Genomic DNA, 24,682 nt, shown 5'->3' on the forward strand with positions numbered 1-24,682 from the left:
GTCGCGGGGGGGGGGGGGGGGGGGGGGGGGGGGGGGGGGGGCGGGGGGGGGGGGGGGGGGGGTGTGGGGGGGGGGGGGGGGGGCGCCCCCCCCCCCCCCCCCCCCGGGCAGGCACAGCACCGCAGGCCTCTACATCGCGTACGGGCGCAGCCCGCTGCCCGAGTGCACCGACTACGCGAACTCGCTGCAGAAGGCGACCGGGGACTGGGTCGGAAACGCGGCCCCGAACGGGGCCGGGACCACGTCAGGCCTGCTCGGCTACATGTTCTGGGCGGCCGAGAAGCCGTCCACCCGCGGGCTCGGCACCCAGGAGCCGGACGGCTGCGCGGGCGGGGTGGGCGCCGGGGCCACGGCGTTCGGCGTCCAGGTGCCGATGGGGCCGCTGCGGCAGAGCTGATCAGGAGATCCGGTCAGGAGCGGTTCAGCGCGCGTGCGCGGCGGCCCGGGAGGGTCGTCGCGCACAGCAGGAGGGCCAGGGCCGCCGCCGCGGGTGGGGTCAGGTAGCCGTAGAGCGGGGTCGGGGCGTGGTCGGCGAGCCAGCCGCCGGTCGCCGAGCCGGCGGCGATGCCGCCGAGGAGGGCGGTCACCGCGAGGGTCATGCCCTCGTTGAGGCGGCCCGGCGGGGTGAGGCGCTGGACCAGGCCCATGCCCGTGACCATGGTCGGGGCGGTGGCGGCGCCCGCGAGCAGCAGCGCGCCCGCGAGGGCGGGCAGGGAGCCGGTGAGGGCGGCGGCGAGGAGGGGGAAGGCCATCAGGATCGCCATCGCGGCGAGGCAGGCCGCGAGCGGGGCCGAGCGGCGGGCCCGGCCGTAGACGAGGCCGGCCAGGCAGGAGCCCGCGGCCTGGAGCGCGAGGACCGGACCGGCGGCCGGGCCGTCCACGTACGCCAGGGTGACGATCTCCATGGAGCCGAAGACCGCGCCCGTGGCGAGGAAGACCGCGAGCAGCCCCGGCATGCCGGGCGCCCGCAGCGGGGAACCCGCGGAGCCGCGCGCCGCGACCGGCGGCTCGGTGGACCGCTGCGCCGCGAAGATCAGCACCCCGGTGAGGAGGAGCGCGGCGGCGGCGAGGGCGCCCGCCTCCGGGAAGAACGCCGAGCAGAGGAACGCGGCGAGCACCGGGCCGAGCATGAAGCACAGCTCGTCGGCGGCCTGTTCGAAGGCGTTGGCGGTGTGCCGGGCGTCCGGGTCGTCCTTCAGCAGGTGTGCCCAGCGGGCCCGGGCCATGCCGCCCAGGTTGGGCATGGTGGAGCCGAGCACGGTGGCGGCGAACAGCGTCCAGACCGGGGCCCGCAGATGCGCGCACAGCACCAGTGTCAGCAGGCCCAGGACCGCCCACACGGTGGTCGGGACCGCGATCCGCGCCTGCCCGTGCCGGTCGACGAGCCGGGCCACCCAGGGCGCGGTGACGGCGCCCGCGACGAGGCCGGCCGCGCCGACCGCGCCGGCGAGGGCGTAGGAGTCGTACGTCCCGGCGATCAGGACGACGGTGCTGACGCCGAACATGCCCACGGGCAGCCGGGCGATCAGATTGCCGGCGGTGAAGGCGCGGGCGCCGGGGAGCGCGAAGAGGCGCAGATACGGGTTGCGGGGGAGCGGGCGGCGCGGGAGCGGGGCGACGGGCGCGGACGCGCCGGAGGAGTAGGACGGGGCCGGGGCGGGCCCGGCGGGAGTCAGGATCGGCGGGCGGGACGGGTCTGGCTGGTACGGCATGACTCCAGGCTCCGTTGGCATGCCCCTGCCGGTCCAACACCTATCCGGTGGCGATTCACGCACCCGTGTTGTTAAAAAGGCGTGTGGCCCACTCCGACGACCTCGACCCCCGACTCCTGCGCGCCTTCGTCGCCGTCGCCGAGGAACTGCACTTCACCCGCGCCGCCGGCCGGCTCTTCGTCGCCCAGCAGGCCCTCAGCCGGGACATCCGGCGGCTCGAACGCGCCCTGGGCGCCGAGCTGTTCCTGCGCACCACCCGGCAGGTCGTGCTCACCCCGGACGGCGAGCGGCTGCTGCCGTACGCCCGCCGGGTGCTCGCCGCGCACGACGAGCTCGCCGAGGCCTTCCGCGCCGAGCCCCGCCCCTTCCTCGTCGACCTCAACAGCGCCGGCCTCTGCCACGAGCGGGTGCTCCACCGGGCCCGCGAACTCGCCCCGGAGCTCGAACTGATGGCCCGCTACGAGAGCGGGCTCACCGGCGCCGCCCGGGACCTCCTCGCCGGGCGGCTCGACGCCTCCTTCGGGCGGTACGGCGGGCTCGCGCCCGGCCTGCGGGCCGGTCTGGAGGCGCAGCTCGTCCGGTACGAGCCGATGGCCGTGCTGCTGCCCGAGGGCGACCCGCTGGCCGGGCTGCCCAGGGTCCCGCTGGACGCGCTCGCGGGCCGTTCCGTCTACGCGGGCGCCGGCAACGACCGTACGCCCGAGTGGACCGACCTCGCCGAACGGCTCTTCGCCGGCCGGGGCATCCGGGTCGCGGCGCCCGCACCGCTCGTCGTCGGCAAGGAGGAGTTCCGCCGGGTGATGGCCAAGGCCCCGACCCCGGTGCTCGCCGTGGTCGATTTCCCGCCGATGCCGGGCAGCGTGCTGCGACCGCTGACCGACCCCGTACCGCTGTCACCGGTGAGCCTGGTGTGGCGCAAGGGGCTGCGGCACCCCGGTCTGGACGTCCTGCGACGGGCCGCGGCCGAGCTCGCCGCCCGCGAGGGCTGGCTCACCCGCCCGCCCGGCTCCTGGCTCCCGGAGGGCGAGGAACCCGGCCTGCCGTAGGGGACCTCGCAGGCCGTCCCGCAGGGGACGCCGTAGGGACCTCTCGTCGGGGACCCCGTAGGGACCTCTCGTAGGGGGCCTCGCAGGGGGCGCTCACCGCGGGCGCTCACAGCCGGGCCGCGCTCCGGGTGAGAGCAAGGTTCCGCGCTCGTCACCGTCCACCGCCGCCGTATGAAACGCGCCGTTCCTAGCGTCGCCCGCAACAGGACGAACAGCGTGGAGGTGCGGGATGAGCGGTCGGTGGATCGAACGCTGGGAGCCGGAGGACGAGACCTTCTGGCGAGAGACGGGCGAGCGGATCGCGAAGCGGAACCTCCTCTGGTCCGTGATCTCCGAGCACATCGGGTTCTCCATCTGGAGCATGTGGTCGGTCATGGTCCTCTTCATGGGGCCGGCGTACGGCGTCGACCCGGCCGGGAAGTTCTTCCTCATCGCGACCGCCACCCTGGTCGGCTCGCTCATCCGGGTCCCGTACACCTTCGCCGTCGCCCGCTTCGGCGGCCGGAACTGGACCGTCTTCAGCGCGCTGCTGCTCCTGCTGCCGACCGGCGTCGCGTACGCCGTGATGGAGCCCGGCACCTCGTACGGCACGTTCCTGCTCGTCGCCGCCCTCACCGGCGTCGGCGGCGGCAACTTCGCCTCCTCCATGACCAACATCAACGCCTTCTTCCCGCTGCGGAAGAAGGGCTGGGCGCTCGGCCTCAACGCGGGCGGCGGCAACATCGGCGTCCCCGTGGTCCAGCTCGTCGGTCTGCTCGTCATCGGCACCGCCGGCGCCATGCACCCGAGGATCGTCCTCGGCGTCTACGTCCCGCTCATCGTGCTCGCCGCCCTCGGCGCCGCGCTGTACATGGACAACCTCACCCCGGTGAAGAACGACACCGGCGCCGCCAAGGAGGCCGTGAAGGCGGGCCACACCTGGATCATGGCCTTCCTCTACATCGGCACCTTCGGCTCCTTCATCGGCTACAGCTTCGCCTTCGGGCTCGTGCTCCAGACCCAGTTCGGGCGCACCCCGCTGCAGGCCGCCTCGCTCACCTTCATCGGCCCGCTGCTCGGCTCGCTCATCCGCCCGGTCGGCGGCTGGCTCGCCGACCGGCACGGCGGCGCCCGCATCACCCTGTGGACCTTCGCCGCGATGGCCGCCGCCACCGGCGTCGTCATCTACGCCTCGGTCGCCGAGTCCCTGACCGTCTTCCTGGTCGGCTTCGTCGGGCTCTTCGTCCTCACCGGCCTCGGCAACGGCTCCACGTACAAGATGATCCCGGCGATCTTCCTCGCCCAGGGGCACCGCAAGGGCCTCGCGGGCGAGGCGGCCGAGGCGTACGGGCGGCGCATCTCCGGCGCCTCGATGGGCCTGATCGGCGCGGTCGGCGCGCTCGGCGGCCTCGGCATCAACCTCGCCTTCCGTCAGTCCTTCCAGACCGTCGGCTCCGGCACCGGCGCCTTCGTCGCCTTCCTCGCCTTCTACGCGGCGTGCATGCTCGTCACCTGGGCGGTATACCTTCGCCGGCCCGCCTCCGTGGCCCCCGTGCCGGACACCGCCGCCGGTGCCGAGCCGGACCGCGCGCCGGCCGAGGTGTGAGCGGCCGAGGGATGCGTCACAGTGGACCCGCACGGCCGTAACGACCAGGAAATACATGTGAACCGAGACGGACATCCTTCCCCGGCAGTGTCGGTCGGCATGGCGGACATGGACGAGCGGGACGAGCGGCGAGAGCCGGGCCACGGGCCCCTGGCGGGCTTCACCGTCGGCGTCACGGCGGCGCGGCGCGCGGACGAACTGATCGCGCTGCTGCGCCGGCGCGGCGCGGGGGTCGTCCACGGCCCCGCGCTGCGGATCGTGCCGCTCGCCGACGACACCGAGCTGCTGGCCGCCACGAAGGACCTCATCGACCATGCCCCGGACGTCGTCGTCGCCACCACGGCGATCGGCTTCCGGGGCTGGGTCGAGGCGGCCGACGGCTGGGGCTTCGGGGAGGCGCTGCTCGACCGGCTGCGCGGGGTGGAACTCCTCGCCCGGGGCCCCAAGGTGAAGGGCGCGGTGCGCGCGGCCGGACTCACCGAGTCCTGGTCGCCGTCCTCCGAGTCGATGGCCGAGGTCCTCGACCGGCTGCTCGGCGAGGGCGTCGCCGGGCGCCGGATCGCCCTCCAGCTGCACGGGGAGCCGCTGCCCGGCTTCGTGGAGGCGCTGACCGAGGGCGGGGCGGAGGTCGTGCCCGTACCCGTCTACCGCTGGATGCCGCCGGAGGACCTCGGTCCGCTCGACCGGCTGCTCGACGCGACCGTGGCCCGCGCCCTGGACGCGGTGACCTTCACCAGCGCCCCGGCCGCCGCCTCGCTGCTCGGCCGGGCGCGCGAACGCGGCCTGACCGAGGAGCTCCTGACGGCCCTTCGGCACGATGTGCTCGCCGTGTGCGTGGGGCCGGTCACGGCCCTGCCGCTGCAGGCCCACGGCATCGACACCCACCAGCCCGAACGCTTCCGGCTCGGCCCGCTGGTGCAGCTCCTCTGCCGCGAACTGCCCGCCCGCGCCCGGGTCCTGCCGGTCGCCGGGCACCGCGTCGAGATCCGCGGCCACGCCGTCCTCGTGGACGGCGAGCTGCGCCCGGTCCCACCGGCCGGCATGGCCCTCCTGGCCCTCCTCGCCCGCCGCCCCGGCTGGGTCGTCGGCCGCCCCGACCTGCTGCGCGCGCTGCCCGGCGCGGGCCGCGACGAGCACGCCGTGGAGACGGCGATGGCCCGGCTCCGTACCGCCCTCGGCACGCCGAAGCTGATCCAGACGGTGGTGAAGCGGGGGTACCGGCTTGCGCTCGACCCGGCGGCGGACACGAAGTACGGGGACGCATGAGCGCGGCCGGGGACGGGTCCCCGGATGAGGGCCTGTCCGGCGGCGCGGGGCGGTTACGGTACGCGGATGACCACCGTCGCGATCAGACCCGCCGAGACCGAGTCCGCCGCCGAAGCCGCCGCCCTCGCCGCCGCGTTGCTGCGCAACCGGGCGTACATGCGGCCCTGGGAGCCGCGCCGGGAGGAGGCGTACTACACCCCCGAGGCGCAGGCGGGGCGGCTCGCGGACGGCGCGCGGCGCTGGTTCGCCGTGGACGGGGACACCCTGGTCGGCGGCATCACGCTGACCGGGATCGTCCTCGGGCCGTTCCGCAGCGGCTCGCTCGGCTACTGGGTGGACGCGGAGTACGCGGGCCGGGGCCTGGCCACGGCCCTGGTACGGGAGGCGTGCCGGGCGGCCGCCGAGGAGATCGGCCTGCACCGGGTCGAGGCGAGCACGGTGCTCCACAACCACGCCTCGCAGCGGGTCCTCGCCAAGTGCGGCTTCGAGCGGGTCGGCACCGCGCCCCGCTATCTGCACATCGACGGCGACTGGCGCGACCACCATCTCTTCCAGCGGATCCTGCACGACGACCCGCCGCCCGGCTTCGGGGCCGCCGGCCCGGACGCCACCTAGGGCCTGTCCGGAGCGTCGCTAAGGGGTCGCGCGCAGCATCGGGGCGCGTGCGTGGGACTTCTCGGGGCCCGACCGGAACAGCATGATGATCAGGCGGGAGCCGGGCGCGGTGAGCGGCTGGGCGGCGCAGATCGTGACGTGGCCGGGGCCCAGGAGGGCGTGGCGCAGCGGGCGTTCGACCCCGTCGGGGTGGAGGTGCGCGCCGCCCGCCTCCCACAGCGGGCCGAGGAAGGTGTCGGCGCGGACCTCCCGCTCGATCTGCCGCAGCGTCACGTCCTCGGGGCGCGCGGCGAGCGCGGCGCGCAGCTGGGGGAGGACCGGCGGCGCCCACAGGGTGTGCCAGTCGATCAGGTTCTGCTCGCGTGCGCTCTCGTCGAAGAGCATCCAGCGCATGGTGTTCGCGGGGGCCCTGCCGCCCGGGTACATCTCGGCGAAGTGCCGGTTGTGGGCGAGGACGTTCCAGGAGGCGTCGCTGACGTACGCCATGTGCCCGATGCCGTCGACGGCCTCCTGCCACGCCCCGGGGACCTCCAGGCCGGAGGAGGGGGTGAGCGGGCCGGGCGGGTCGCCGATGCCCGCGTACCGGCAGAGCATCACCCACTCCCGCTCGTTGAGGCCGAAGAGGCGCCCTATCTGGCGCAGGTAGTCGGCGGGCGGGTTGGGGTAGCGCCCGGTCTCCAGGCGGTTGTACGTGTCGACCGCGCGGCAGGTCAGCTCGTCGACCTGCTGCTGCGCGAGGCCGCGGGCCCGGCGTCCGCGCCCGGTGGGCCGGGAGAGGCCGTGGGCCTCGGGGTCGATCAGTTCACGGCGCTCCTTGAGCAGGGCGCGCAGTGCCGTCTTGTTCACGTCTCTTTCACCAGCCCTCCGAATTGTCCGCACGCGAATTGTTAAGAAAAACGGTCCGTAGATAATAGACGGTTCAACATTCATGCTGTGGGTGCCCCGTGCTGAACGCCCGCTTTGCGGCGCTGACCTGCGGGGACACCACCGAACCACCGGACGGCCCTCCCCCGAGCCGACCGGTTCCATAGTCGGCCCGGGCGGCTCCCCCGTACGCCCGGGCCGACTGCTTTCCGCCACCCGGTCTCAGGCCCCAGATCTCAGGCCTCAGAGCTCGGCCTCCGCCCCGCCCTCTGGTCACCCGCGCGCTCCGGGAGCACTCTGGTCGGGCCGACGAGGACATCTCCGACGGGAAAGGTGGCAGGGGCATGCCAGGGCGATTCGAGGCCGGGCGGGTGTGTCTCGAACTCGCCGACGAGGCGCTCGACCGGGTCGAGGGGCTCGTCGTGTTCCTGCGCGGGGCCGGGGTCGTGCCCGCCGGGGCACGCCTCGCGGGGGTGGACCGGCGGTGGCTCGGGCCGTTCCGGGAGCTGCGGGACTGCGTCGCCGAGCTGGTCGGCGCCCAGCTCGCCGGGCACCCCGCCCGGCCCGCCGCCCTCGAACTGCTCAACGCGCTGGCCGCCGCCGCGCCGCCCGCGCCCCGGGTCGTACGCACCCGCTCCGGGCTGCTCGTGCGGACCCTCGGGGGTGAACCCGACTGCCGGGCCCTGCTGGCCGCCGTCGCCCGCGACGCCGTCGAACTCCTCACCGATCCGGCCGCCCGCGCCCTGCTCCGCCGCTGCGAGGGACCGGGCTGCCGGCGCTGCTATCTGGACACCTCACGGGGCCGCCGGCGGCGCTGGTGTTCCAGCGAGGAGTGCGGCAACCGGGCCCGGGTCGCCCGGCACCGTGCCGCGCATCCCCGGACCGGCCGCCACCAGGCCTGACATATCGCCCCCTGGTGGCGTACGCTCGACGGCTGCCCAGTGCACGTCAGAAGGGGGCCCGGGTGGCCGCGCAGGAAGCCGTCGACACGGTCAGAGACCGTGAGATCGGTGTCGAACAGGAACATCTGGATCAGGTCTACCGCCGCCTGGAGGAGAAGATCCACGAGGCGGAGTTCCTGATGCAGGACGCCGCCCGGAAGGGCCATGTCGGCACGCCCGGCGCGCTCGCCGAGCGCGACGCCCAGGTCTTCCGGGCGGGCGTCCACCTCAACCGGCTCAACAACGAGTTCGAGGACTTCCTCTTCGGCCGGATCGACCTGCTCCACGGCAAGGACGGCAAGAAGGGCCCCGACGGCGCCTACACCTCCGTCGAACCCGCCGAGGACGCCATCCGCACCGAGGGCACCCGGCAGTACGCCGACATCGGCGAGACCCTGCACATCGGCCGCATCGGCGTTCTCGACGCCGACTACGCGCCCCTCGTCATCGACTGGCGCGCCCCGGCCGCCGCCCCGTTCTACCGCTCCACCCCCGTCGACCCCGGCCGGGTCGTGCGCCGCCGCGTCATCCGCTCCAAGGGCCGCAGGGTCCTCGGCGTCGAGGACGACCTGATGCGCCCCGAGCTCAAGGCCACCCTCGACGGCCACGAGCTCCCCGTCATCGGCGACGGCGCCCTGATGGCCGCGCTCGGCCAGGCCCGCGGCCACACCATGCGCGACATCGTCGCCTCCATCCAGGCCGAGCAGGACCTCGTCATCCGCGCCCCCGCCGCCTCCGTCACGTACGTCGAGGGCGGCCCCGGCACCGGCAAGACCGCCGTGGCCCTGCACCGCGCCGCGTACCTGCTCTACCAGGACCGGCGCCGCTACTCCGGCGGCATCCTCATCGTCTCGCCGACCCCGCTGCTCGTCTCGTACACCGAGGGCGTGCTGCCCTCCCTCGGCGAGGAGGGGCAGGTGGCCATCCGCGCCCTCGGCTCCCTCGGCGAAGACACGTCCGAGGCCGACGCGTACGACGAGCCCGCCGTCGCCCGGGTCAAGGGCTCCTCCCGGATGCTCGCCGTGCTCCGCAAGGCCGCCCGCGGCGCCCTGGAGACCCCCGCGCCCAAGACCCCCGCCGGGGACCAGCTCGCCCTCGGCATCGACGAGGACGAGAACCCGGCGGCTCCCGCCGGCACCCCCACCCTCCTCCGGGTCGTCGCCTTCGGACGGCGCCTCGAACTCGGCGCCGACGAGCTCCGGCGGATCCGGCAGAACGTGCTGTCCGGCACCGCCCCCGTCAACCTGCTCCGCCCGCGCGCCCGCCGGCTGCTCCTGGACGCCCTGTACGCGAAGTCCGGCGCCGCCGGCCGGCACAGCGACCCCGAGCTCGCCGCCGAGCTGCGCTCCTCCTTCGACGAGGACGTGTCCACGGAGGACTCCTTCCTCGGCTTCCTCGACGCCTGGTGGCCCGAGCTCACCCCGCGCGGGGTCCTCGACGCCATGGCCGACGAGAAGCGGCTCGGCCGCTGGGCCCGCCGCGTCCTCAACCCCGGCGAGGTCCGCCGGCTCGCCCGCTCGCTGCGCCGCCCCGGCCTGTCCGTGCACGACGTGGCGCTCCTCGACGAGCTGGCCACGCTCCTCGGCGCCCCCGCCAGGCCCCGCAAGAAGCGCGAGTACGACCCGCTGGACCAGCTCACCGGCCTGGAGGAGCTCATGCCGGTACGGGAGGAGACCCAGCGCGAGCGGGCCGAGCGGCTGGCCGCCGAGCGCACCGAGTACGCCCACGTCATCGTCGACGAGGCGCAGGACCTCACGCCCATGCAGTGGCGGATGGTCGGCCGGCGCGGCCGGCACGCCACCTGGACGGTCGTCGGCGACCCCGCCCAGTCCTCCTGGTCGGACCCGGACGAGGCGGCCCAGGCCCGCGACGAGGCCCTCGGCACCCGCCCCCGGCGCCGCTTCGAGCTCACCGTGAACTACCGCAACCCCGCGGAGATCGCCGAGCTGGCCGCCAAGGTGCTCGCCCTCGCCATGCCCGGCAAGGAGTCGCCGCGCGCGGTGCGCTCCACCGGTGTCGTGCCCCGCTTCGTCCCCGTGGGGGAGAAGGGCGCGGCCGGGAAGGGCGCTCTGGCCGAAACCGTACGTTTGGAGGCCGAGCGGCTCCTGAGCGAGGTCGACGGAACGGTCGGCGTGGTCGTCGCCATGGACCGGCGCGCCGAGGCCGCCCGCTGGCTCGACGGGCTCGGCGACCGGGTGGTGGCGCTCGGCTCCCTGGAGGCGAAGGGCCTGGAGTACGACGCCACGGTGGTGGTCTCACCGGCGGAGATCGCGGACGAGTCGCCGGCCGGTCTGCGCGTCCTGTACGTGGCGCTGACCCGCTCCACGCAGGCGCTCACCGTGGTCTCGGGCGAGCGCGACCTGCCGGACGCGGACGGCGTACCGGACCTTCTGAGGGACTGATTTCGCGTCAACCCGCGCGGGAGGAATCACGTTCGGGGGTGGTTTGTTAGCCTGGTCGTGGCACCGGCTCGATCCAAGCCCCCGGGCCCAACCTTCGTCCCTCAGAGGGACCACTTGCCGCGAGGCGAGCATGGCGGGTCGGTGCCATCTGCTTGTAGAGGTCCCCGTCACCTTCAGGTGACGGGGACCTCTGTCGTTGGTCCGGGCCGCCGGCTCTTCTGTTTGGCAAGCATCTCTCGTATGGTGGAAACTACTTTCCGAAAACGAAAAGACCGTATTACCTGCTACCGGCAGGTAGGTGCGACGATCGGAGGGCGCCGCCGGGCGAACCAGCCGGGGCGGCGTAGCAACGAAGCTCAGGGAAAGCAGAGGAACACGGCCATGGCAACGGCGCCCAGCGTCTCGTACTCGATGACGGTCCGCCTGGAGGTGCCGGCGAGCGGCACGGCGGTCTCCCAGCTCACCACGGCCGTCGAGACCCACGGCGGCTCCGTCACCGGCCTCGACGTGACCGCATCCGGCCACGAGAAGCTCCGCATCGACGTCACCATCGCCGCGACCTCCACCGCGCACGCCGACGAGATCGTCGAGCAGCTGCGCGGCATCGAGGGCGTCACCCTCGGCAAGGTCTCGGACCGTACGTTCCTGATGCACCTCGGCGGCAAGATCGAGATGGCGTCCAAGCACCCCATCCGCAACCGTGACGACCTGTCCATGATCTACACCCCGGGCGTGGCCCGGGTGTGCATGGCGATCGCCGAGAACCCCGAGGACGCCCGCCGCCTCACCATCAAGCGCAACTCCGTCGCAGTCGTGACGGACGGCTCCGCCGTCCTCGGTCTCGGCAACATCGGCCCCAAGGCCGCGCTGCCCGTCATGGAGGGCAAGGCGGCCCTCTTCAAGCGCTTCGCCGGCATCGACGCCTGGCCGATCTGCCTGGACACCCAGGACACCGACGCCATCGTCGAGATCGTCAAGGCCATCGCCCCCGGCTTCGCGGGCATCAACCTGGAGGACATCTCCGCGCCGCGCTGCTTCGAGATCGAGGCCCGGCTGCGCGAGGCCCTGGACATCCCGGTCTTCCACGACGACCAGCACGGCACCGCCATCGTGGTGCTCGCCTCGCTGACGAACGCCCTGCGTGTGGTCGGCAAGGGCATCGGTGACGTACGGGTCGTCATGTCCGGTGCCGGCGCCGCCGGTACGGCCATCCTGAAGCTGCTGATCGCCGCCGGCGTGAAGCACGCCGTCGTCGCCGACATCCACGGCGTCGTGCACGCGGGCCGCGAGGACCTGGTCGACGCCAGGCCGGGCACGCCGCTGCGCTGGATCGCCGACAACACCAACCCGGAGGGCGTCACCGGCACCCTCAAGGAGGCCGTCGTCGGCGCCGACGTCTTCATCGGCGTCTCCGCCCCGAACGTGCTGGGCGGCGAGGACGTGGCCGCGATGGCGGAGGGCGCGATCGTGTTCGCGCTCGCGAACCCGGACCCCGAGGTGGACCCGGCGGTCGCCCGCCAGACGGCGGCCGTCGTGGCCACCGGCCGCTCGGACTTCCCCAACCAGATCAACAACGTGCTGGTCTTCCCGGGCGTCTTCCGCGGTCTGCTCGACGCGCAGTCCCGGACGGTCAACACGGACATGATGCTGGCCGCCGCCAGCGCCCTGGCCGACGTCGTCACCGAGGACGAGCTGAACCCGAACTACATCATTCCCTCGGTCTTCAACGACAAGGTCGCGGGAGCGGTCGCCGGTGCCGTGCGCACCGCGGCGAAGGCGGCCGGCGCGGGCGCCGACAACGGCAACTGACGGACGGGCGGGGGGTGCGCGTGTCGTGCGTCGCCGCACCCCAAACCCGCCTTTAGGGTGGTAGTCCGGCTCCGCATTGTCCGCGCGGAGTCGACGCTACGTCACCACCGAGGGCCACTGGCGCTTTTCGTGTGACCCCATGGGGTGCCGGATTGGCGTTCCCGCCGCTGGTGGGGGCAGGATGCGGTCTGGGCGCGAGGGTCTGTCACCAGACCCGGGTCCGGGCACTGTCCGAGGGCCCTGGCAGCATCGGCTTCGCAGTGCCCGACATGCGGCTCATGGCCGCGTGGCCCGCCTCACAGGCAACCCGCCTCACAGGCAAGAAGAAATACGGGAGTAACGAAATGAACCGCAGTGAGCTGGTGGCCGCCCTGGCCGACCGCGCCGAGGTGACCCGCAAGGACGCCGACGCCGTGCTGGCCGCCTTCGCCGAGATCACCGGCGAGATCGTCGCCAAGGGCGACGAGAAGGTCACCATCCCCGGCTTCCTGACCTTCGAGCGCACCCACCGTGCCGCTCGCACCGCGCGCAACCCGCAGACCGGCGACCCGATCAACATCCCCGCCGGCTTCAGCGTGAAGGTCTCCGCGGGCTCGAAGCTCAAGGAAGCCGCCAAGGGCAAGTAAGTCGCCTGCAGGCAGCGCGCCAGGAGGCCGTACGACGGCCTGAGGCAAGCGGAGAGGGCGGTCACCCTGTCAGGGGGTGACCGCCCTCTCGTATGCCCTCTGGCAGGCCCTCAGGGGTCCCTGAGGCCTGAGGGGCCGGTACGGGCCCCTCAGCCCCCTACGCGCCCCTCGGCCACTAACGGGCCCCTCAGCCCCTACGGGCTCAGACCAGCGCGCTGCCCGGCAGCTCGACCTTCGCGCCCAGCTCCACCAGTTTCTCCATGCTGTGCTTGCCCGGGGGACAACCCCCGGACCCCCGGCAACGGGCCCGGCGGGTGACCGCCGCGTCAGACGAGCGCGCTGCCCGGCAGCTCGACCTTCGCGCCCAGCTCCACCAGCTTCTCCATGCTGTGCTTGCCCGGGGGACAACCCCCGGACCCCCGGCAACGGGCCCGGCGGGTGACCGCCGCGTCAGACGAGCGCGCTGCCCGGCAGCTCGACCTTCGCGCCCAGCTCCACCAGTTTCTCCATGAAGTTCTCGTAGCCGCGGTTGATCAGGTCGATGCCGTGGACGCGGCTGGTGCCCTGCGCCGCGAGGGCGGCGATCAGGTACGAGAAGCCGCCGCGCAGGTCCGGGATGACCAGGTCGGCGCCCTGCAGCTTGGTCGGGCCGCTGACGACCGCCGAGTGCAGGAAGTTGCGCTGGCCGAAGCGGCAGTCGGAGCCGCCCAGGCACTCGCGGTACAGCTGGATGTGGGCACCCATCTGGTTCAGCGCCGAGGTGAAGCCGAGCCGCGACTCGTACACCGTCTCGTGCACGATGGACAGGCCCGAGGCCTGCGTCAGGGCGACGACCAGCGGCTGCTGCCAGTCGGTCTGGAAGCCGGGGTGCACGTCCGTCTCCAGGGCGATCGCGTTGAGCGAGCCGCCCGGGTGCCAGAAGCGGATGCCCTCGTCGTCGATCTCGAAGGCGCCGCCGACCTTCCGGTACGTGTTGAGGAAGGTCATCATCGAGCGCTGCTGCGCGCCGCGCACGTAGATGTCGCCCTCGGTGGCCAGCGCCGCCGACGCCCAGGAGGCCGCCTCCAGGCGGTCGGAGAGGGCGTGGTGGTTGTAGCCGCCGAGCTTGTCGACACCGGTGATCCGGATGGTCCGGTCGGTGTCCATGGCGATGATCGCGCCCATCTTCTGCAGCACGCAGATGAGGTCCTCGATCTCCGGCTCCACGGCCGCGTTGGACAGCTCGGTGACGCCCTCCGCGAGGACGGCGGTGAGCAGCACCTGCTCGGTCGCGCCGACGGAGGGGTACGGGAGGGCGATCTTGGTGCCGCGCAGCCGCTGCGGGGCCTCCAGGTACTGCCCGTCCGCGCGCTTCTCGATCGTCGCGCCGAACTTGCGGAGCACGTCGAAGTGGAAGTCGATCGGCCGGCCGCCGATGTCGCAGCCGCCCAGACCCGGGATGAAGGCGTGCCCCAGGCGGTGCAGCAGCGGACCGCAGAAGAGGATCGGGATCCGGGAGGAACCGGCGTGGGCGTCGATGTCGGCCACGTTGGCGGACTCGACGTGCGTCGGGTCGAGGATCAGCTCGCCCGGCTCCTCGCCGGGGCGGACCGTCACACCGTGCAGCTGGAGCAGTCCGCGGACCACGCGGACGTCACGGATGTCGGGCACGTTGCGCAGGCGGCTCGGCTCGCTGCCGAGCAGGGCGGCGACCATCGCCTTGGGCACGAGGTTCTTCGCGCCGCGGACGCGGATCTCGCCCTCCAGCGGGGTTCCGCCGTGGACAAGCAGGACATCGTCTGTGCCGGTCATGAATCTCGCGTTCCGGATCGTCGGTCGGGGTGGCCGTCAGGTGGGCCAGGGAAAAGGGTAAGGGGCGAGGACACCCCACTTGTATGGGCCAGGGGGCCCCTCGAACGTAATGAATTCGGCACAACACCCTCCGTCCCCGTGATCTTGCGGAGTGTCACCATCCGCTTCTTCCCGTTCCTCCTCCTCGCGCCCGCGCCGGTTCGGGGCTGACCTGCGACGGACTCGCGACGGCGCCCGCCTACCCCGGACCGGTCCGGACAACCCCCGCGAACGCCGAAAGTGCGGAATCATGTGTCGCATGACCGAGGTGTCCTCGCTCACAGGCCGGCTGCTCGTCGCCACCCCCGCGCTGGCGGACCCCAACTTCGACCGCGCGGTGGTCCTCCTGCTCGACCACGACGACGAGGGCTCCCTCGGCGTGGTCCTCAACCGCCCGACCCCCGTGACGGTCGGCGACATCCTCGCCCCCTGGGCCGCGCTGGCCGGCGAGCCCGGCGTCGTCTTCCAGGGCGGCCCGGTCTCCCTCGACGCCGCGCTCGGCATCGCCGTCATCCCCGGCGACGAGGGCCCGCTCGGCTGGCGGCGGGTGTACGGGGCGATCGGCCTGGTCGATCTGGAGGCCCCGCCCGAACTGCTCGGCCCCGCCATCGGCGCCCTGCGGATCTTCGCCGGCTACGCGGGCTGGGGCCCCGGCCAGCTGGAGGGCGAGCTGCGCGACGGCGCCTGGTACGTCGTCGAGTCCGAGCCCGGCGACGTCTCGTCCCCGCGCCCCGAGACCCTCTGGCGCCAGGTGCTGCGGCGCCAGCGCGGCGAGCTCGCGATGGTGGCGACGTACCCGGACGACCCGTCGCTGAACTGACCGCCGTCTTCCCTTCGGTCATTCAGTACCCTGGGCACCATGAGCACTCTCGAGCCCGAGCGCGGGGCAGGTACGGGAACCCTCGTCGAGCCGACGCCGCAGGTGTCCCACGGTGACGGCGACCACGAGCGCTACGCCCACTACGTCCAGAAGGACAAGATCATGGCGAGTGCCCTCGACGGCACTCCCGTGGTGGCACTGTGCGGCAAGGTCTGGGTACCGGGGCGCGACCCCAAGAAGTACCCGGTGTGCCCCATGTGCAAGGAGATCTACGAGTCCATGGGCTCCGGCGGAGACAAGGACAAGGGCGGCAAGGACGGCAAGGGCGGCAAGTAGTCCCCAGTCCTCAGCGGTCGGGGACGGCCCCCGGCGTCGGGCACCTGTGCGGTGCACGCGCCGGGGGCCGTTTCGTCGGCGCTGTTCCGTTGGCGCCGCTTCGTCAGGGGCCTTTCGTGGCGGAGTGGCGGAGTGGCGGAGACCGCTTGTCGTGCCGTCGGCTCGCCTCTAACCTCAGGCGTGTTGTGCAGCGCGAAACAGTCGTTGCATATGTTGCAACGCGCTCGGAGGGGGGCCGCCGTGGAGCTGGGGTTGATCCCCGCGCCCGTACGCGTCGAGGGGCCGCACCGCTGCGGCTTCGCCCTCGACGAGCGCACGGTCCTGGACGCCGCCCCCGGCACCGAGACCACCGAGCGGTGGCTGCGGGCCACGCTCGGTCCCGCCCTCCGGCTCCCGCTGCGGAACGCGGGCGGGCCGGACGGGCCCGACAGCATCCGCCTGCGCGTCGACGACACCCTCGGCCCCGAGGCGTACCGGCTCCACGTCGTCCTGGACCAGTACGTCGAGATCACCGGCGGCGGCCCCGCCGGGGTGTTCTGGGGCGCCCAGACCCTCCGTCAGCTCCTCGGGCCCGCCGCCTTCCGTAAGGCGCCCGTGCACCCCGAGCTCACCTGGGGCGTGCCCATGGTGGGCATCGAGGACGCACCCCGCTTCCCCTGGCGCGGCCTCATGCTCGACGTCGCCCGTCACTTCATGCCCAAGGACGACGTCCTCCGCCAGCTCGACCTGATGGCCGCGCACAAGCTCAACGTCCTCCACCTCCACCTCACCGACGACCAGGGCTGGCGCATCGAGATCAAGCGCCACCCCCGCCTCACCGAGGTCGGCGCGTGGCGGGCGCGGAGCACATGGGGGCACCGGGCGTCACCGCTGTGGAACGAGACCCCGCACGGCGGGTACTACACCCAGGACGACATCCGCGAGATCGTCGCCTACGCCGCCGACCGGCATATCTCGGTCGTCCCCGAGATCGACGTGCCCGGCCACTCGCAGGCCGCCATCGCCGCGTACCCCGAACTGGGCAACACCGACGTCATCGACACCACCGCCCTCTCCGTCTGGGACACCTGGGGGGTCAATCCGAACGTACTCGCCCCCACTGACACCGTCCTCCGCTTCTACGAGGGGGTGTTCGAGGAGGTCCTCGACCTCTTCCCGGCCGAGGTCTCGCCCTTCGTGCACATCGGCGGCGACGAGTGCCCCAAGGACCAGTGGAAGGCCTCGCCCACCGCCCAGGCACGGATCAAGGAGCTCGGCGCCGGCGACGAGGACGGGCTGCAGGCGTGGTTCGTGCGCCACTTCGACCGCTGGCTCGCCGCGCGCGGGCGGCGGCTCATCGGGTGGGACGAGATCCTGGAGGGCGGCCTGACGGAGGGCGGCCTCTCGGAGGGCGCCGCCGTGGCGTCCTGGCGCGGCTACGCGGGCGGGATCACCGCCGCCGAGGCCGGCCACGACGTGGTGATGTGCCCCGAGCAGCAGGTCTATCTGGACCACCGCCAAGCGCCCGGCGAGGACGAGCCGATGCCCATCGGCTACGTGCGCACCCTCGCCGACGTCTACCGCTTCGAGCCCGTGCCGCCCGGCCTCGCCCCCGAGGCCGCGGCCCACGTCCTGGGAACCCAGGCCAACGTGTGGACCGAGGTCATGGAGAACCGCGACCGCGTCGACTACCAGACCTACCCCCGCCTCGCCGCCTTCGCCGAGGTCGCCTGGTCCCGGCTGCCCGCCCCCGAGGCGCGCGACCTGGCCGGTTTCGAGCGCCGCATGACCGCCCACTACCCGCGCCTCGACGCCCTCGGCGTCGCCTACCGCCCGCCCGGCGGCCCCCACCCCTGGCAGCGCCGCCCCGGCGTCCTGGGCCGCCCCGTCGAGGGGTCGCCCCCGAACGTGTGAGACACGCATGCGCGACGCGTGTGAGGTACCTATCGCCCCGGTGTCACCCAAGGGCGGCAAAAGGGAAGTTACTGTCCCTCCTGGGATGCCCCCGCACCGCTCCCGCGGAGCCGTCCTTCGCGGACCCTCGCGACGTACGGCTCGGAAGATGTGCCAGAGTTGCCACGTCCAGGCTGTGAGCACGTACGGTACGGCCACACAGGCGTGACAGCCGGGGACGGTCGGGGATCACCGGGACACCGGGAAGGGGCAGCGGGTTGACCACGCACGCACCACAGACGGCATCACGGACGGCGCGGTCCGTGACGCTGCCCGCCTCGCTCGACGAGGCAGTGGCGGCGCTGACGGCCATGCCGGCCGCCGTTCCCGTGGCGGGCGGGACCGACCTGATGGCCGCCGTCAACCGAGGACAGCTGCGCCCCGCCGGCCTGGTCGGACTCAGCCGGATCAACGAGATCCGCGGCTGGCAGTACCAGGACGGCCACGCCCTGCTCGGCGCCGGTCTCACCCACGCCCGGATGGGCCGCCCCGACTTCGCGGCCCTCATCCCCGCCCTGGCCGCCGCCTCGCGCGTCGCGGGACCCCCGCAGATCCGCAACGCCGGCACCCTCGGCGGCAACATCGTCTCCGCCGCGCCCACCGGCGACTCGCTCCCGGTGCTCGCCGCCCTGGAGGCCGAGCTCGTCGTCGTCGGCCCGCTCGGCACCCGCGAGCTGCCCGTCAGCCACCTCCTGGCCGGCCGCGACCTGCTGAACCCCGGCGAGCTGGTGGCCTTCGTCCGCGTCCCGCTGCTGCACGCCCCCCAGGTCTTCCTCAAGGCCACCGGCCGCACCGGCCCGGCCCGCGCCACCGCCTCCGTCGCCGTCGTCCTCGACCCGGCCCGCCGCGGGGTGCGCTGCGCGGTCGGCGCCATCGCGCCGATGCCGCTGCGGCCGCTGGAGGCCGAGCAGTGGATCGCCTCGCTGGTGGACTGGGACGCGGAGCGGGGACTGGCCCCGGAGGCGCTGACGGCGTTCGGCGAGTACGTCGCCGCCGCGTGCATTCCGGACCCGCAGGGCGACGAGCAGTTGCCCCCGGCCGTACTGCACCTGCGGCGCACGGTCGCCGCGCTGGCCCGACGGGCACTGGGGAGGGCGCTGTCGTGAGCGACGAGTCACAGGGGAACCAGAGGAACCAGGGGAACCAGGGGACGGGCGGCTGGGAGCCGATCCCGCAGAGCGAGGGCTACGACGGCGACGCCACCGCCTTCGTCCAGCTCCCCCCGGAGTTCATGCTGGAGGGCACCCCGCTGGAGGCCCCCGGCCACGGGTACGTGCCCCCGCCGATGATCGTCCCGCTCACCCCCGTCGCGGCGGAGCAGGGCTACGAGTACGAGGCCGAGCAGGGGTACGAGAGCGAGCGGGGTTACCAGGGCGAGCAGGGCTACGAGGGGGAGCGGGGGTACGAGGGCGGGGCCGCCGCCTCGTACGCCGACACCGCCGCGTACGACACCGCGCCCGACCCCGGGGCCACCGGCCAGTGGACCATCCCGACCATCGAGGACGGGGCGGACGCCCTGGACGACTCGGGCGAGTACACCGCCTCCCGTCTGACGCAGTACGCGAGCAGTGCGCCTGCGACTCTGCCGGGCGGCGCGCCGGCGCCGTGGGCGGACGCGTTCACGGAGCCGGAGCGGGAGGCCCACGAGCCCGAGGCCCTGGACGCGGAGCAGATCCAGGAGGTGGCGGAGCCCGTACCCGCCCCCGTACCGGAGCCGGAGGCCGAGGCGGAGCCCGTACCGGACCCCGCACCCGTACCCGTACCGGAAGAGCTGCTGCCGCCCACCGACAGGTCGGCCGACAGCGACGAGCACCCCACCACCTCGTACGCGCTGCGCGTGAACGGTGTGGAACGGCCGGTGACGGACTCCTGGATCGGCGAGTCGCTGCTCTACGTACTGCGCGAGCGGCTCGGGCTCGCCGGTGCCAAGGACGGCTGCTCGCAGGGCGAGTGCGGCGCGTGCAACGTACAGGTCGACGGCCGGCTCGTGGCCTCCTGCCTGGTGCCGGCGGCCACGGCGGCGGGTTCCGAGGTGCGGACGGTCGAGGGCCTGGCGGTGGACGGCGAGCCGTCCGACGTACAGCGGGCGCTCGCCAAGTGCGGGGTGCAGTGCGGCTTCTGCATCCCCGGCATGGCCATGACCGTGCACGACCTGCTCGAAGGCAACCACGCGCCGACCGAGCTGCAGACCCGGCAGGCGCTGTGCGGCAACCTGTGCCGCTGCTCCGGCTACCGCGGTGTCCTCGACGCCGTGAGCGAGATCGTCGCCGGGCGCGGCCCGGCGTCCGGGGCCGGCGACGGCACCGATCCCGCCGCCCGCATCCCGCACCAGATCCCCCACCCGCACGACGGAGGCACGGCGTGAGCAGCGACCCGACGACCACGGAGCCCGAGGGCCTCGGCCTGGGTCTCGGCGTCTCGCTCCCGCAGGCCGACGCGCGGGCGAAGACCGAGGGCACCTTCCCGTACGCCTCCGACCTGTGGGCCGAGGGCCTGCTGTGGGCGGCCGTCCTGCGTTCCCCGCACCCGCACGCCCGGATCGTGTCGGTCGACACCTCGGCGGCCGTCGAGATGCCGGGCGTACGAGCCGTGGTCACGCACGCCGACGTGCCGGGCGCCGCGACGTACGGCCGGCAGGTCGCCGACCGTCCGGTCTTCGCCTCCGACCTGGTCCGCCACCACGGCGAGGCGATCGCCGCCGTGGCCGCCGACCACCCGGACACGGCGCGGCTCGCGGCCGCCGCCATCGCGGTCGAATACGAGGTCCTGGAGCCGGTCACCGACCCGGAGAAGGCGTTCGCCGCTCCGCCGCTGCACCCCGACGGGAACCTGATCCGGCACATCCCGCTGAGCTTCGGCGACCCGGAGGCGACCGGCGAGATCGTCGTCGAGGGCCTGTACCGGATCGGCCGGCAGGACACCGCACCGATCGGCGCCGAGGCCGGGCTCGCCGTGCCGCGACCCGACGGCGGCGTGGAGATCTACACGGCCTCGACCGACCCGCACACCGACCGCGACCTGGCCGCGGCCTGCTTCGGGCTCGCCCCCGAGCAGGTCAAGGTGGTCGTGACGGGCGTGCCCGGCGCCACCGGCGACCGCGAGGACCCGGGCTTCCAGATCCCGCTCGGCCTGCTCGCGCTGCGCACCGGCTGCCCGGTGAAGCTCACCGCGACCCGCGAGGAGTCCTTCCTCGGCCACGCCCACCGCCACCCCACCCTGCTGCGCTACCGCCACCACGCGGACGCCGAGGGCCGGCTCGTGAAGGTGGAGGCGCAGATCCTGCTCGACGCGGGCGCGTACGCGGACTCGTCGGCGGAGTCGCTGGCCGCGGCCGTGTCCTTCGCCTGCGGCCCGTACGTCGTGCCGCACGCCTTCGTCGAGGGCTGGGCGATGCGCACCAACAACCCGCCGTCCGGCCATGTGCGGGGCGAGGGCGCGATGCAGGCGTGCGCGGCGTACGAGGCGCAGATGGACAAGCTCGCGTCCCGGATCGGCCTGGACCCGGCGGAACTGCGGATGCGCAACGTCCTGGCGACCGGCGACATCCTGCCCACCGGCCAGACCGTGACCTGCCCGGCCCCGGTGGCCGAACTCCTCGCCGCCGTACGCGACTTCCCGCTGCCCTCGCTCCCCATGGACTCCCCGGAGGAGGACTGGCTGCTGCCCGGCGGCCCGGACGGCGCGGGCGAGCCCGGCGCGGTGCGGCGCGGTGTCGGCTACGCGATCGGCATGGTGCACATGCTGGGCGCCGAGGGCACCGACGAGGTGTCGACGGCGACGGTACGGGTCCAGAACGGCGTGGCCACGGTCATCTGCGCGGCCGTCGACACCGGCTCCGGCTTCTCGACCCTGGCCCGCCAGATCGTGCAGGAGACCCTGGGCGTCGACGAGGTGCACGTCGCCCCGGTCGACACCGACCAGCCCCCGGCCGGCCCGGCCACCCACGGCCGGCACACCTGGGTCTCGGGCGGCGCGGTCGAGCGGGCCGCGAAGATGGTCCGTACGCAGCTCCTCCAGCCGCTGGCCCACAAGTTCGGCATGTCGGCCGAGCTGCTCCAGATCAGCGACGGCAAGATCACCTCGTACGACGGCGTCCTGTCGACGACGGTCGCCGAGGCGATGGACGGCAAGGAACTCTGGGCCACCGCCCAGTGCCGCCCGCACCCCACCGAGCCCCTCGACGAGTCCGGCCAGGGCGACGCCTTCGTCGGCCTCGCCTTCTGCGCGATCCGCGCGGTCGTGGACGTCGACGTGGAGCTCGGCGCGATCCGGGTCGTGGAGATGGCCGTCGCCCAGGACGTCGGCCGCATCCTCAACCCGGCCCAGCTGACCACCCGCATCGAGGCCGGCATCACCCAGGGCGTCGGCGCGGCCCTCACCGAGAACCTCCGCACCTCCCGAGGCCTGGTCCGCCGCCCCGACCTGACCGGCTACGCCCTCCCCACCTCCCTCGACGCCCCCGACATTCGCATCGTGAAACTCGTCGAGGAACGCGACGTCGTCGCCCCCTTCGGCGCCAAACCGGCCAGCGCCGTCCCCGTGGTCACCTCCCCGGCCGCCGTCGCGTCGGCCGTCCGCGCGGCCACCGGCCGCCCGGTCAACCGCCTCCCGATCCGGCCTCAGGCGGCGGTGGTGACGGCCTGACCTCCCCCGGTGCGTGGCGCGGGACCGCAACCTGTGGATGGGCTTCGCTCGTCCTCGTGGTTACAGTGAACTCCTGGGCGTGAGCCAGGGGTTACGGGTGCGGGTGCACGGGGGAGGAGCGCCAGGCATGGAAGCCTATGTGGACGGGGCGGGCAGCGGCTACGCCCTGGGCGGCATGAGCCGGGAGGCCCTGCTCTACAACTCCGAGTCGATGCTGGAGTTCAAGCGAGGGGTCGACGAGCTGATCGCCGACCTCCTGGCCTCACCGGCCGCCCCCAAGAACATGAAGGCGGACCAGGTGGCCCGCGGCCAGTTCGGCGGGGGCGGGGCCGCGTGGATCGAGGCCAACGAGATCTTCACGTCGTACAAGAGCGTGCTCGCGGAACTGACCAGGCTGTCCGGTCTGTTGTCCGACTGCCTCGAGGGTCTGGGCATCGCCGTCGGCATCTCCAAGAACGGCATGGAGGACACCGACGAGGACATCCGGGCCAAGATGCTGGACATCAGCAGGCGGACGAGCGACGCCAAGGCCGCGGCCGACGCGAAGGCCGGCTACGACACGACACCGTCCGGCAAGCCGGACGCCACGGCTCCCACCCAGCAGCAGCCCGCGCAGCCCCCGGCCCAGCCGCAGGGCACCGAGACCGCCACCGGCGGCGCGGCAGGCCTCGGTTAGCCCGGCCACGAGACACGGGGAAGGAGTGACTCTCGAATGGAGCTGAACGAAGGCGGCGGGGGCGGCGGGAGAACGGACTTCCGCTCCATGTCGCACGAGCAGATGCTGAACTGGCTGAACGAGGCCAGCAGTTTCTACGTACGGGACGCGAGCGACCGGCTCACGAAGGCCGCGGCGAAGATGCGGGAGATCGCGAGAGAGCTGCAGAAGCGGCCCGGCCGCGTGGAGTGGGACAGCCAGACGGCGACGGCGTTCAAGGAGTGGACCGCCAGCCTGGCGAGCACGACCCACAGCCTCGCCGACTACAGCGAACACTCGTCGTCCTGGCTCGTCGAGGCCGCCGACGCCATCGCCACCGCCCAGAGCTCCATCCCGCGCTACACCTCGAACGCGCAGGCCAAGGAGAACCTGGAAGCGGCCCAGAAGTACCACAACGACCCCGACGCCCAGACGATCGCGCGCAACGCCCGCAACCAGATGGCCCCGGCAGACGCCGACGCCGCGGCGATCAAGGCGAAGGAGGACGCCAACCGGCAGGCGGCGGCAGCGGAGATGGAGCGGCTCTCGGCGACGTACGAGTGGTCGAGCCGGCAGATGACGGGCTTTCAGATGCCGTCGTTCCAGCCGCCGCCGGACACGTTCGTACCCGAGCGTGCTCGGGACGAGAGTTCCACCTATCTGTCGCGGCCGTCGGACCGAGAAGACAGTTCGACGGGTGTCACCGACTCCCGAACGCCCATGACGCGATCCGACGGCGACCGGACGACGGCCGACGTGGGGAAGATCCCACCGTCCCGAGAGGCGAACCGTCCCGTCCCTGTGGTGCGCCCCGAAGTGCCCGCCGACCTGGGCATCGACAGCGTGGGGACGTTGCCGCCGCCCACCACGACAGGTCCTTCGCCGACCACGAACCAGCCGCCGTTGGCCAAGCCGGACCCCGTCGCGACCCCGCCCTTCACCATTCCGACGGGTCCGACCGCCGTCCCGCCCCAGCCGAGCAAGTCCGCCCCAGGGCCGATTGCTCCCGTCACCGGAACTCGTACACCGCTCGGTCCTGGGGGCAGAAACCTCCCGGGCCCCAACAGCCCACTGCCGGGGATGCCGCGCGAGGGCATCACCGGCGGTCGTGCCGTTCCCACCAACCAAGGGCGGCCGGCCACGGGGATTCCGCGGAACACCGTGATCGGCCAGGAGCCCACCGGGCGCAACGGCAACGGTCTCGGCCGCGCCCCCATGGGTGGCCAGGGCATGGTGGGCCCCGCTGCCGGTGGCGGGCAGAGCGGCATCAGCGGGGGCCGGCGGCTCGCCTCGGAGCCCGGCGGCGTCGTCGGCGGCCGGGCGCAGCGGCCCGGTGCGGCAAACGCCCGCCCGTTCACGCCCGGGGGGTCGGGCCTCGTGCGCGACGGCGCGCAGGGGACCGGTCCCGTGGGGCGCGGCGGTTCCGTACCCGCTGCGGACCGTGACGAGGAACAGCGGGGCGAGCGCCCCGACTACCTTGTCGAGGACGAAGAGACCTGGCAGCAGGGCAGTCGCCGCGTGGCGCCGCCCGTCATCGACTGATCGGCGCGAGGAAGCAGC

At 73.5% G+C, this 24,682-nt stretch carries 20 protein-coding genes; 17 read left to right on the forward strand and 3 right to left on the reverse strand.

Annotated features, from left to right (window positions below; translation table 11 throughout):
- Positions 1-262: 262 nt before the first annotated feature.
- Positions 263-397 (forward strand): hypothetical protein, encoded by a 135-nt coding sequence (locus AB0M18_RS11190; protein ID WP_365756588.1) that lies wholly within the window; start codon positions 263-265, stop codon positions 395-397.
- A gap of 13 nt (positions 398-410) precedes the next feature.
- Here the strand turns inward: AB0M18_RS11190 and AB0M18_RS11195 are convergent, their stop codons facing one another.
- Positions 411-1,712, reverse strand: coding sequence for an MFS transporter (locus tag AB0M18_RS11195; RefSeq protein WP_365756589.1), 1,302 nt, complete (start codon positions 1,710-1,712; stop codon positions 411-413).
- An 83-nt stretch (positions 1,713-1,795) separates the two neighbouring features.
- Here AB0M18_RS11195 and AB0M18_RS11200 point away from each other — a divergent pair, with 83 nt between their 5' ends.
- The 4 genes from AB0M18_RS11200 to AB0M18_RS11215 all read left to right on the forward strand — a co-directional run bounded on the left by AB0M18_RS11200 (position 1,796) and on the right by AB0M18_RS11215 (position 6,224).
- The gene (locus AB0M18_RS11200; protein ID WP_365756590.1) at positions 1,796-2,758 is read left to right on the forward strand and encodes a LysR family transcriptional regulator; all 963 of its coding nucleotides are present in this window, start codon (positions 1,796-1,798) and stop codon (positions 2,756-2,758) included.
- A 229-nt stretch (positions 2,759-2,987) separates the two neighbouring features.
- Positions 2,988-4,343: a nitrate/nitrite transporter gene (locus AB0M18_RS11205; protein WP_365756591.1), complete on the forward strand. Its 1,356-nt coding sequence runs from the start codon at positions 2,988-2,990 to the stop codon at positions 4,341-4,343.
- Between the two features lie 108 nt (positions 4,344-4,451).
- Positions 4,452-5,609, forward strand: a complete 1,158-nt coding sequence (locus AB0M18_RS11210; RefSeq protein ID WP_365756972.1) for a uroporphyrinogen-III synthase — start codon at positions 4,452-4,454, stop codon at positions 5,607-5,609.
- 66 nt (positions 5,610-5,675) lie between these two features.
- The gene (locus tag AB0M18_RS11215) at positions 5,676-6,224 is read left to right on the forward strand and encodes a GNAT family protein (RefSeq protein ID WP_365756592.1); all 549 of its coding nucleotides are present in this window, start codon (positions 5,676-5,678) and stop codon (positions 6,222-6,224) included.
- A gap of 18 nt (positions 6,225-6,242) precedes the next feature.
- Here AB0M18_RS11215 and AB0M18_RS11220 read toward each other — a convergent pair whose 3' ends face one another.
- The gene (locus tag AB0M18_RS11220) at positions 6,243-7,070 is read right to left on the reverse strand and encodes a helix-turn-helix domain-containing protein (protein WP_365756593.1); all 828 of its coding nucleotides are present in this window, start codon (positions 7,068-7,070) and stop codon (positions 6,243-6,245) included.
- Between the two features lie 362 nt (positions 7,071-7,432).
- Here AB0M18_RS11220 and AB0M18_RS11225 point away from each other — a divergent pair, with 362 nt between their 5' ends.
- The 4 genes from AB0M18_RS11225 (at position 7,433) to AB0M18_RS11240 (ending at position 12,866) form a co-directional block, all read left to right on the forward strand.
- Positions 7,433-7,990, forward strand: coding sequence for an ABATE domain-containing protein (locus AB0M18_RS11225; protein ID WP_365756594.1), 558 nt, complete (start codon positions 7,433-7,435; stop codon positions 7,988-7,990).
- A gap of 62 nt (positions 7,991-8,052) precedes the next feature.
- Positions 8,053-10,431: a UvrD-helicase domain-containing protein gene (locus tag AB0M18_RS11230; protein WP_365756595.1), complete on the forward strand. Its 2,379-nt coding sequence runs from the start codon at positions 8,053-8,055 to the stop codon at positions 10,429-10,431.
- A 381-nt stretch (positions 10,432-10,812) separates the two neighbouring features.
- Positions 10,813-12,240 (forward strand): NAD-dependent malic enzyme, encoded by a 1,428-nt coding sequence (locus tag AB0M18_RS11235; RefSeq protein WP_365756596.1) that lies wholly within the window; start codon positions 10,813-10,815, stop codon positions 12,238-12,240.
- A gap of 344 nt (positions 12,241-12,584) precedes the next feature.
- Positions 12,585-12,866 carry an HU family DNA-binding protein gene (locus tag AB0M18_RS11240; protein ID WP_128983783.1) on the forward strand — a complete coding sequence of 94 codons (282 nt, stop codon included), beginning with the start codon at positions 12,585-12,587 and terminating at the stop codon, positions 12,864-12,866.
- A 450-nt stretch (positions 12,867-13,316) separates the two neighbouring features.
- Here the strand turns inward: AB0M18_RS11240 and murA are convergent, their stop codons facing one another.
- Positions 13,317-14,657, reverse strand: coding sequence for a UDP-N-acetylglucosamine 1-carboxyvinyltransferase (gene murA, locus AB0M18_RS11245; protein ID WP_365756597.1), 1,341 nt, complete (start codon positions 14,655-14,657; stop codon positions 13,317-13,319).
- A 298-nt stretch (positions 14,658-14,955) separates the two neighbouring features.
- Here murA and AB0M18_RS11250 point away from each other — a divergent pair, with 298 nt between their 5' ends.
- From AB0M18_RS11250 to AB0M18_RS11285, 8 genes are all read left to right on the forward strand, one after another.
- The gene (locus AB0M18_RS11250) at positions 14,956-15,516 is read left to right on the forward strand and encodes a YqgE/AlgH family protein (RefSeq protein ID WP_365756598.1); all 561 of its coding nucleotides are present in this window, start codon (positions 14,956-14,958) and stop codon (positions 15,514-15,516) included.
- Between the two features lie 39 nt (positions 15,517-15,555).
- Positions 15,556-15,852 carry a DUF3039 domain-containing protein gene (locus tag AB0M18_RS11255; protein WP_265868080.1) on the forward strand — a complete coding sequence of 99 codons (297 nt, stop codon included), beginning with the start codon at positions 15,556-15,558 and terminating at the stop codon, positions 15,850-15,852.
- Positions 15,853-16,062: 210 nt separating this feature from the next.
- On the forward strand, positions 16,063-17,745 hold the full coding sequence (locus AB0M18_RS11260) for a beta-N-acetylhexosaminidase (protein WP_365756599.1): 1,683 nt from the start codon (positions 16,063-16,065) through the stop codon (positions 17,743-17,745).
- A gap of 257 nt (positions 17,746-18,002) precedes the next feature.
- Positions 18,003-18,890 (forward strand): FAD binding domain-containing protein, encoded by an 888-nt coding sequence (locus AB0M18_RS11265; protein ID WP_365756600.1) that lies wholly within the window; start codon positions 18,003-18,005, stop codon positions 18,888-18,890.
- Positions 18,887-20,149, forward strand: coding sequence for a (2Fe-2S)-binding protein (locus tag AB0M18_RS11270; RefSeq protein ID WP_365756601.1), 1,263 nt, complete (start codon positions 18,887-18,889; stop codon positions 20,147-20,149). Before AB0M18_RS11265 ends, AB0M18_RS11270 begins: the two co-directional genes overlap by 4 nt.
- Entirely contained in the window at positions 20,146-22,428 is a 2,283-nt protein-coding gene (locus AB0M18_RS11275) for a molybdopterin cofactor-binding domain-containing protein (RefSeq protein ID WP_365756602.1), read from the forward strand. The genes AB0M18_RS11270 and AB0M18_RS11275 overlap by 4 nt, the downstream gene beginning before the upstream one ends.
- Positions 22,429-22,555: 127 nt before the next feature.
- Positions 22,556-23,104: a hypothetical protein gene (locus AB0M18_RS11280; protein WP_365756603.1), complete on the forward strand. Its 549-nt coding sequence runs from the start codon at positions 22,556-22,558 to the stop codon at positions 23,102-23,104.
- Positions 23,105-23,140: 36 nt separating this feature from the next.
- Positions 23,141-24,664 carry a hypothetical protein gene (locus AB0M18_RS11285; protein WP_365756604.1) on the forward strand — a complete coding sequence of 508 codons (1,524 nt, stop codon included), beginning with the start codon at positions 23,141-23,143 and terminating at the stop codon, positions 24,662-24,664.
- Positions 24,665-24,682: the final 18 nt, after the last annotated feature.

The organism is Streptomyces sp. NPDC051909 (assembly GCF_040681095.1).
Classification (GTDB): Bacteria; Actinomycetota; Actinomycetes; order Streptomycetales; family Streptomycetaceae; genus Streptomyces.